This window comes from Bacillota bacterium (assembly GCA_018333655.1).
Classification (GTDB): domain Bacteria; phylum Bacillota; class UBA994; order UBA994; family UBA994; genus BS524.
The window spans coordinates 23,516-32,760 of record JAGXTJ010000009.1 but is presented as its reverse complement, the minus strand read 5'-3'; the positions used below and the strand labels follow the sequence as shown (position 1 = coordinate 32,760).

Below are 9,245 nucleotides of genomic sequence, written 5' to 3'. Positions count from 1 at the left end.
TTTTAGCTGCGGTCAAAAAATGAGCCGTTACCCTACACATTTAGGTTAAAACAAAAAGACCGCATCCGCCTGCGTACACAAGGGTTTGCGGTCCTTTTCATAAGGGTTTGCTGTCAAAGTCGGGATAAAATACCTTGCCGGCTAGCCGCCCCGATGCCGCCAAAATAACTTAAGGGCACCGAAACGACTAAAGCACAGGGACATGAGATGACGAGCATGACTAGGGCGCGGTACACCCACACAGCAAAGGTTTGCCCAGGAATAAGGAGTGGAGGCAGAAGCGCGAGCAGTGCCGCTCCTACCACTACGGCAGGGGTGTAGTAGCGAGCGAAGGAGGTGATAAATCGTTCTGTAGAGGCCTTGCGCTCACTAGCTTGCTCCACTAGCTCTAGTATCTTGGCTACAGTAGAGTTGGCGTAGATCTTGGTGACTTCAACCTCTAGTAATCCTGCTTGATTGATTGTGCCGGCGAGAATTTCATGGCCAACTGTAACCACACGGGGAATTGATTCACCCGTGAGGGGCGATGTATCGAGTAAGGACTCACCTTCGCGCACTATACCGTCGAGTGGTACCCGCTCGCCCGGCCTGACAACAATCACTTGCCCCACGCTGACGCTCTCTGGGGCGACAGCGGTGACTACCTCGCCATTTTTTAAGTTGGCATAGTCAGGGCGCAAGCTTAAGAGCGCTTTTATGGAGCGGCGCGAATTATCTACGGCGCGCTCTTGAAAATATTCGCCTATCGAAAAGAATACCATCACAGCGACAGCCTCTGGGAATTCACCGAGGGCTATGGCCCCAAAAGTGGCAATTGTCATTAAGCCATATTCGTCAAAAACTTGACCACGCAAGATATTCCGCCCCGCATGGCGGATAATGGGCCAGCCTACGATGATGTACGATATAGACAGGACGAGCACAGACCACAGCGGGAGAGGCGGCATAAGCATGCCCACGACGAGTAAAGAGAGCGAGAGACCAATCGGAATGAGCCTCTGGTTAGAGGCAGAGCGACTGCCTTCAAGTGGCTGTTCGAGCGAGCACTTTGCACATTCGTGCTGTTCGGCTTCATGGTGCTTCAATGTGATCGCGCCCTTTCTGTTAGCGTTCTTCCGCAAAATGCGCCTGCGCCTCGCGAATGAGGTGCAGGACATGCTCGTCATCTAGCGCATAGTAGACCATTTTTCCTTCTCTTCTGCTCCTCACTAAGCGGGTTAGGCGTAAGAGGCGCAGATGATGTGAAATCGCCGGCAAGCTCATTTCGAGCACTTCGGCGAGATGACAGGTGCACATTTCTCCCTCGGATAAAATGTAAAGAATTTGGGTGCGCGTCTCGTCAGCGAGAACTTTGAAAAGCTCCGATAGGCCCACTACCTCGAGAATTTTCTCTTTCAGACTCTCCAATGTTGCGGGCGCAAAATGGGTTGAGCACGGCTCGAGGCCACTGTTTTTCGTCACTGCCATCACCAATCTTTCTATCATTAAGTAATCATTTAATTGTATGATACCAATTAGCTGCCTACCAAGTCAACAGGTCGCCAAAATAAAAGACCTCCCCCGCAGATGCGGAGAAGGTCGTGCCTAGGTCAATCTAACGAACTAGAATATTACCTTCCTCAAGGCGAAGGGAGACATCGGTTTGTTTTTTATCAAACCTGTAGCGTCGCGGACCGATTACGACAGAGCTGTTCTCCCAGCCTATACCGATTTTGACCTTAGCACTAGTGGGTACAGTAATCGACGTGGCCACCGAGGACTCCGAACCAAGCTCTTTGACGGCGACATCGCTCCCCGCTTTCATCTCCCCGCCGCGGAACACGCCCTGCACCATAATCTTGCCACCCGCCTGCACCTTGGAGTTGTACACTCCCCCCAAGATGGTCATGGCGCCGGTACATGAGACCTGCGAGTTAATGACATTGCCGGCGGAAAGATGGGCCTCGTCGGGATTAATCGCGGCTAGCTTCTCCGTGAGCACGACAGCTACCCGTGCTAAGATGGCTAGCTGCTCTTCAGTCCGCTTCCCCTGCTCGATCTCCTGCCTAAACTTTGCTAACGTACCTACCAGGGAGGGACCATAGATCTCTAGCAAGCGATGGTCTAAATGCTGCAGTTCGTCATGCAGCGCCTTGACGCGGTTCTCTAACTCTTCTCCCCGTTGATTTAACATGGTGCTAATCAACTGCGCAGAAAATTTTTGCTTTTCGGGTGGTAGTTGCTTCTTGATTTGCTGCACTGCCAAGGTGAGCGAGTTGACGTCCTCCCGCAAACTAGGCAGGAGACTACGCACATTGCGCAAGAAGTCAATCGGCGGACCAACCTGAACCTGCGAGGCAATGATATTGCCGCGCACATTAACTCCTGAGACAGCCTGCGTGTGTGCTTTCTCTATCACTCCTGCCACTCGCAACATGCCCCCCGCCCAGACCGAAAAACCCGCGGTCACATCTTCGCCCACCGTTACATCACCAAGGAAGGAGATACTACCTGATTTGATGTCTACGCTACCTTTGACTATCATGTCAGGCACGACATCCACGGCCATGGTCTGCGTTCCAGGACGCAGGACTGGTCGTCCAGCACGGGTAGCGACTAGCTGCTGTGCCCAGTCTTGATGCATGACGCCATTCCCAGCCACGAGCTCAATGTCTTTCGGCGGAGAGGGTAGTATCTGTTCTCCGCGCACCCCAGTGCCAGGAACTCCCGCCAAGGGGGGCGTTTTTTTCACCAGCACCTGGCCTTCTTTAACGGCAGTAAACTCATAGCGCGAACGAAAGTCTACTGCGCTATCTTCCTTTACTTGTTTTTCTGTTTTTTGCGCGGTTTCAAAGAACATCGATATCTCCGCATCACGCCCGGGAGTAGGTGGCGTGCCGGAGGCAATCAAGTACTGGCCGGGCTCTAGCGCCTGTGTGGCGATAGGCAAGAGGCTCAGATCGGCGCGCTGAAAAAGGCCCTCCTGCCGCAACTTAGCCGTCAATTCATCAAGAGTAACAGCGGGTAGCGGCTCAGCAGCCTCCATAGGGACGATGGTAAGCCTTTCAGTGGGCTCTAAATTGGGCAATGAGCGTTTTATTCTTTTGCCAGGCTGCAGTCGCACATAAGCCGCCAGGAGATTAGGACTGACCCAGATCGACCAAGAACCGGGCATCACTTCATCTAATGCTGCCACAGAGATCTCATCCGTTTCTTTAACAGCCACTTCCTTCATGTGTTGTACCCCGTTGACCTTAAGTTCAATCCCTGTCGTCGGCACAAGCACCGGATATGGCCCTGTTTCGGCATGGCGCACCTTTACAACGCCTTCACTTAGAGTGGCATAGTTTCTTAGGGTGTCAGTCATGGCAGTATACCTCCAGGCGAAATACTCTGCAAACTAATTTCGCCATACAATGCGTTACTCCTGCCCAAGCGAATTAGTTTATGCCAAGACGAAGTCGCAGATCGTCGACGATGGTTAAGGCTAACTCCATGGCGCCTTGCAGCGACATATGATAGGGGTCCCACCAGTAATCTAGGCCCTCTAGGACAATGCCGCTCAAATCAAGTACAGGCACCTCAGCAAAGCGCTTTGCCAACTCCCGCCAAATGATCTCTTGGTCAATGCCCACATGTAGTATGGCGCTGCTATAGGCAGGGGACGCTGGCACACGTAAGAACACGGGCTCTGCGCCACTGGCTTTTACGGCCTGAACGAGCCGAGCTATGTCGTCGTAGGCAGCCATATTGAGGGCAAACTCCTGCATTTGACTAGCCACTAAAGCTTCGGCTTCCTGCACCAGCATCTCGTGTGTGATGGGACGCTCGGCAGTTAAAAAACCGGCGACCGGCCTCCCGAAGCAATCGTAGACAATATGGGGGTTGTATGTCCAGGGATTGCGCACCCAATCGAGCAGTGCTGACCGCCAAGTATCTCGTTGGTCCCAGGTGGCCAAGAGCCAGCCCAACAGCCAGTCCGCCCTGGTCATGGCCTGCGCCGGAAAATTAAGCCGGTCGCGGAGAGTCGCGGTACGGCGCCACGCCGCACCACCGTTCTGTTCAGCTACAAAGGTATGCCTATTAAACATCCAGAGGTCAACATTGATATAGACTACCTCCACATCCCGAAATAGGTCTCGATTCTGGGAGAAGAGGTACAACATTTCGCGGGGTCCCCCCGCTGCAGCGGACGCATTGACGAGAAGATAAGGCGCCAAGCTTAAGTGCTCTGTCATTTCGCGAGTCGCTACTGCGGCCTGGGTTTGACTGGACCCGAAGAAAGCGACCTTCGGCAGGCCTTCGTGGCGTGCAAGGTTGTCATTAATGCGCGCCAGTTCGCCGTAAGGCGACAGAAAGGCCCGCTCCACCATGTATAGGCGCGTTACAACTTCGAGCAATAACAGCACGATAAGGCCATAGAATAGCCCCGATTGCCAAATCCCTCTGCTCCCCTTCATGCTGACACTCCCCTTTCTGCTTGGCATCTCCTTAACCCACGGACACCGATATTAGAATCTAAAATAGATAAAGGGCTGCGCTGGTCTAAAGCTAAGTATTAAGAGCAAAGAAACTAAGACGTAGGCTACCCCCCTTAGCGGGGCGGGCACCCCCTGCCAACTGGCTAATAGAACGCGGTAATGGTCGTCTACATACTTCTCCCCGAGATGGAGCAGAAAAAGTAAGAACACGATGCCAACATAGGCTATCTGTGCATTCCACGTCGCTACCTGGGTAAGGTCTAATACTTGCCGAAGCATCGCCCAAGCCCCGGCGAGACCCTCGGAGCGAAAAAACACATAGCTTAAACATTGCATGTGAAAAGTGAGCAGGACATTGACCCACCTCGGCACGTCCCAGGCGGGGTAGCGGCGCATGACAACTTCACTCCACAGACGGTAGAGGACGAGCCACAGACCCTGAAAAGCCCCCCAGATAACAAAAGTCCACGCAGCCCCATGCCATAAACCGCCGAGCAACATGGTGAGAAAAAGATTGAAGTTGCGTCGTCGCCTGCTGCAGCGATTGCCACCTAAGGGTATGTAAAGGTAGTCGCGCAACCAAGTAGAAAGCGTGATATGCCACCGCCGCCAGAACTCCGCCACATTGGCGGCTAAGTACGGCGTGTTAAAATTAGGCAAAAGCCGCAGCCCAAATATTCTACCCAAGCCGACGCCCATGTCGGTATAGCCGGAGAAATCGAAATAGACCTGGAAAGCAAAGAAGTAAAGAGCCACCCAAGCCGAGGCATGGTCTAGGAGGGCCATTTCGCCAAATCTCGCGTCGACAAGAACTGCCAGACGGTCAGCAATGACAATCTTCTTGATAAGACCGCGCATAATGAGGTAAGCGCCTGCACGCACATCGGCGTAGCTCGTCGCAAGGCGCTTCTGCAGTTGAGGCAAAAAATCTTGGGCGCGCATGATAGGCCCGGCCACTAGCTGACCAAAGAAAATCACGAAAAGCACAAAAGTGAGTAGTTTTTTCTCAGGGGCTATTACGCCGCGGTAGATGTCGATAACGTAAGCGGCCATCTGAAACGTATAGAAAGAAATACCAAGGGGAAGCCAGAGCAGAGGCCTAGACACGGTCAGGGGCAGATCGAGAAAACCAAGCAGGGCCGCCAAATTATCATAGAAGAAGTCTCCATACTTAAACCAGGCCAGATTACCAAAGAGCAGGGTTAGTATTAAGGCTAGTCCCCTCGGCGATGGCTTCTCCGCTAGCTTAATTGACAAGTAGTACACGGCCACGATGAGCACGGCAAAAAGGGCCGTATCGAGCGGACCGCCAAAAGCATAGAACGCCACACTAGCGACCACTAACACCCATTTTCTGGCGTCGCCCTGCGTTATAGAGAAGCCCACAATGGCGGCGAGGAGGACTAAAGCAAATAGAGGAGTATGAAACAACATTCTTTACACCTCCCTTCTAACAATATTGTACAGAAAGACAAATAGCCCTAAAAGGGCTATTACAGGAATAAAACGATTTATTTCGCCTGCCGCAACAAGAACTTACGTCACAAAGGTAAAGAAACGGAGACAATCAAGAAAATCGCTGCTGCGAAATTGCAGGGTACGACTATCGAGGCGAAGCGCGCCTGGGTACCACTGGCCGCGATGAGCCCATTCCTCGCTGTTAAACTCCACCTCGACGCAGTACTCGTCCCCTAGCACAAAGGGTTTACAGGCGCCGCGGTCGACAAGGGCACGCTGCACTTCGGCTTCAATGGCGTGGCAGCATTTTTCTGGGTGCATGTGTAGCGCAGCGGCCCCCATACCTTCTTTAACTGCGACGCAAACAACCCCTTCAAACAGAGCCTCGGCCTGAATACACAAGGCCTTGTCCCCACTGACAAAAGTCACGGGGACACCGTGGTATCCGGCAATCAAGGCGTTCCAGCCTACTTCAGGCAGGGAAAGACCGTTGACGCGAAGATCTAGAATGCGCATGCTCATGGTGTGCTTGAGTATCGCACTAGGTGTGTTGGCCTTGGCGTGGTGGCCTACGAAAACTACGGCATCGAATGTGTCGTCGATGCCTTCCATCATGCCGTACAGTCCGCCAGACCAGTTGCGAATGAGCAAGACTTCCTCTGGCAGCTCACTTGGCAAGAGATTGCAGGCGGTGTCATGTCCGTCGCGCACTACGATATGCGTGGCACCGGCGCTCTGCGCGCCACGCACTGCGGCGCTGGTCTCTTTGTGCATCTGTCGCCTAAAGTGCTCATAGTCTGCTTTGCCCACTATCGTTTCATCAAAGGTCGTTACACCGGCTATGCCTTCCATATCCACAGAGATATACACTCTCATTTTAACGAACGCCTCCTTCTTACCACCTGTTCAATTTAAAACTAGATAGCCAATTATTGCCCCATCGCGAGAAAAAGGAGAACTAGCAAGCCAAGGGGAATATACATGGTATGGAGCAGTAAGACTCTTTAAGGAGGAGAAATTATGCATAAGTTTTTTCATTTGCCAAGTCTATTTGTGTACGTCATCGCAGCCGTGTTACTCGTGACGTCGATTTTCCACGGGGCGGCCTTCCTGAGGCAAAGTTTCTACTCTGTGCTTGGCCTTACCGAAGGCCAAGTATTGCCGCCGAAATTCTCTACGGAAGAGGTCACTTTTACGCCGGACGCCGAGGAGTTTCTCAGAGAGTACGAACTGGAACGGAAGAGGATGATGGACCGCACGGCCATTATCCGCAGCCTGCTCTTGCTAATCTTTTCGCTCAGCTTTTTTGCCTGGTTTTGGAGCCGCACTGCCAGATCAACAGACTTTGAAATGGCCTTTTCGGTACGCCACTTCTACTTCTTTGTCGTCAGCACGATTTCCTTTCTAATTTTCTTCTTTTCAAGCACACAGGGAATTGCCAACCTAGTCCAAAACGTGATCTTCCCTGAGAGCAGCTTCTACTTTAACTATCATGGTTTAGCGCGCCCCATAGTTGAGAGGCAAACTAAGCCGCCCGCAAGGACCGTGGACAAAGCTGAACTAGAAGAAGCATTTGCCTCGCAGCGTAGAGAGTGGGAAACTCAATCCGCACCCTGGCAAAAGAGGCAGATGGTCGACCAGTTTGCGGTAGCACTAGTTTCACTGCCGGTGTTTTACTTTCATAACCGCAAGTTCAAATTCTAGTTGTGCCACTCGTTCTCTGTCAGACCAAAGCCAACTTGCACTCCATTTCCGCAGGACTACACGCAATTAGTAGCCCTGCGGATTGTTTTTCTGCCACAACCAGGCATCCCTACACATCTCCAAAAGACCACGCTCTGCTCGCCAGTCTAGCTCGCTTCTAGCCTTACTGGCATCGCCAAAACACTTGGCTACATCTCCTTCTCGTCGGGGTGCGAAGGCATAAGGTATGTGCACGCCCGTCGCCAGAGCAAAGGCATTAATGAGCTCTAGTACACTAACACCGCTCCCTGTGCCTAAGTTAAATATCCCGATACCGCTATTTTGTTGCAGCCAGGTTAGAGCCCTGACATGGCCGATGGCCAAATCTACCACATGTATGTAGTCGCGCACGCCTGTTCCATCACAGGTGTCATAATCATTGCCAAACACATGCAGCAGTGGGCGCTTGCCTACGGCCACCTGCGTCACGAAAGGCATCAGGTTGTTTGGGATGCCACTTGGGTCCTCCCCCATTTGACCACTGGCATGTGCACCTATGGGGTTAAAGTACCTAAGCAGGCAGGCTCCGAATTTAGGGTCTGCTGCACATTGATCGCGCAGGATTTCCTCCACCATCAACTTGCTCCGCCCATAGGGGTTAACCGGCCCTAAGGGAAAGTCTTCTTTAATGGGCACCTCGCGAGGATCGCCATAGACGGTGGCCGAAGAGCTAAAGACAATGCGTTTCACGCCAAACTCGCCCATAACATCGAGCAGGACCATCGTTCCGGCCACATTGTTGTAGTAGTACTTGAGCGGCTTCTCAACCGATTCACCTACCGCCTTTACCCCAGCAAAGTGCACCACCGCGTCAATAGAGTGAGCGGCAAAAATCTTGCGCAGCACTTGTTTGTCCAAAACGTCCCCCTGGTAAAACTGCACGCTCTGCAGAGCCACCTCCGCGATGCGGTTTAGGACTTCGGGCTTGCTGTTGGACAAATTATCTAATACTACTACCTCATACCCACTCTTGATGAGCTCAACACAGGTGTGACTACCGATATACCCGGCTCCACCGGTTACTAGTATTGACACTTCTTTTTCTCCTCTCGCACTACAACGCTACAACACTACAAGTTAAGTATTGGACACCCACACAGGAAGTCCTGCCAGACAACTACCCATCTGCCAGTCTATGGCTTGCGTTTATTTTCACGTTACGTTATGCTCATAGTACCTCAGGGGTTGGAGTGATGTCTGGCCCTAAGGGTACGCATAAACAGTTCCTGAGTCCAAGGGTTTCTGAGGGCGGGGGTGTGCCAACTGGCGCTATTTTTCCTGCCCTATTTCGGGGCAGGTTATTTGTTTTACAGGAGGTTTGGTCATGGATAATCGTATTGCTGTCATCGGAGTCGTTGTTATGCGTCGCAGTGAGGCTGCCAAAAAAGTCAATGCTATCATCAGTGACTTCGGTGACATGATCGTCGGCAGGATGGGCGTACCACACCGGGAGCGCGGCCTCTCGGTTATTGCCCTCATTTGCGATGGCACTAACGATGATATTGGCGCGCTGACAGGGAAATTAGGCAGTATCGATGGGATTAAAGTAAAAGCGGCGGTCACATTTTGAGAAATCGAAAAGGT

9 protein-coding genes are annotated in these 9,245 nt (G+C 52.3%); 2 read left to right on the top strand and 7 right to left on the bottom strand.

Going from position 1 to position 9,245, the window contains the following annotated elements; genetic code table 11:
* Positions 1–113: 113 nt before the first annotated feature.
* The 6 genes from KGZ92_02315 to KGZ92_02290 form a co-directional block, all read right to left on the bottom strand.
* Positions 114–1,166: an HAD-IC family P-type ATPase gene (locus KGZ92_02315; GenBank protein MBS3888120.1), complete on the bottom strand. Its 1,053-nt coding sequence runs from the start codon at positions 1,164–1,166 to the stop codon at positions 114–116.
* Positions 1,105–1,467 carry a winged helix-turn-helix transcriptional regulator gene (locus KGZ92_02310; protein ID MBS3888119.1) on the bottom strand — a complete coding sequence of 121 codons (363 nt, stop codon included), beginning with the start codon at positions 1,465–1,467 and terminating at the stop codon, positions 1,105–1,107. The genes KGZ92_02315 and KGZ92_02310 overlap by 62 nt, the downstream gene beginning before the upstream one ends.
* A gap of 127 nt (positions 1,468–1,594) precedes the next feature.
* Positions 1,595–3,346, bottom strand: coding sequence for a DUF342 domain-containing protein (locus KGZ92_02305; GenBank protein MBS3888118.1), 1,752 nt, complete (start codon positions 3,344–3,346; stop codon positions 1,595–1,597).
* 73 nt (positions 3,347–3,419) lie between these two features.
* Positions 3,420–4,439 (bottom strand): hypothetical protein, encoded by a 1,020-nt coding sequence (locus KGZ92_02300; GenBank protein MBS3888117.1) that lies wholly within the window; start codon positions 4,437–4,439, stop codon positions 3,420–3,422.
* Positions 4,440–4,490: 51 nt separating this feature from the next.
* Entirely contained in the window at positions 4,491–5,894 is a 1,404-nt protein-coding gene (locus KGZ92_02295) for an MBOAT family protein (protein ID MBS3888116.1), read from the bottom strand.
* Between the two features lie 102 nt (positions 5,895–5,996).
* Entirely contained in the window at positions 5,997–6,794 is a 798-nt protein-coding gene (locus tag KGZ92_02290; GenBank protein ID MBS3888115.1) for a M55 family metallopeptidase, read from the bottom strand.
* A 144-nt stretch (positions 6,795–6,938) separates the two neighbouring features.
* Here KGZ92_02290 and KGZ92_02285 point away from each other — a divergent pair, with 144 nt between their 5' ends.
* Positions 6,939–7,622 carry a hypothetical protein gene (locus KGZ92_02285; GenBank protein MBS3888114.1) on the top strand — a complete coding sequence of 228 codons (684 nt, stop codon included), beginning with the start codon at positions 6,939–6,941 and terminating at the stop codon, positions 7,620–7,622.
* A 66-nt stretch (positions 7,623–7,688) separates the two neighbouring features.
* Here the strand turns inward: KGZ92_02285 and galE are convergent, their stop codons facing one another.
* Positions 7,689–8,696: a UDP-glucose 4-epimerase GalE gene (galE, locus tag KGZ92_02280; protein MBS3888113.1), complete on the bottom strand. Its 1,008-nt coding sequence runs from the start codon at positions 8,694–8,696 to the stop codon at positions 7,689–7,691.
* A gap of 289 nt (positions 8,697–8,985) precedes the next feature.
* On the opposite strand from galE, the gene KGZ92_02275 reads away from it, so the two are divergent.
* The gene (locus KGZ92_02275; protein ID MBS3888112.1) at positions 8,986–9,231 is read left to right on the top strand and encodes an iron-only hydrogenase system regulator; all 246 of its coding nucleotides are present in this window, start codon (positions 8,986–8,988) and stop codon (positions 9,229–9,231) included.
* Positions 9,232–9,245 lie beyond the last annotated feature (14 nt).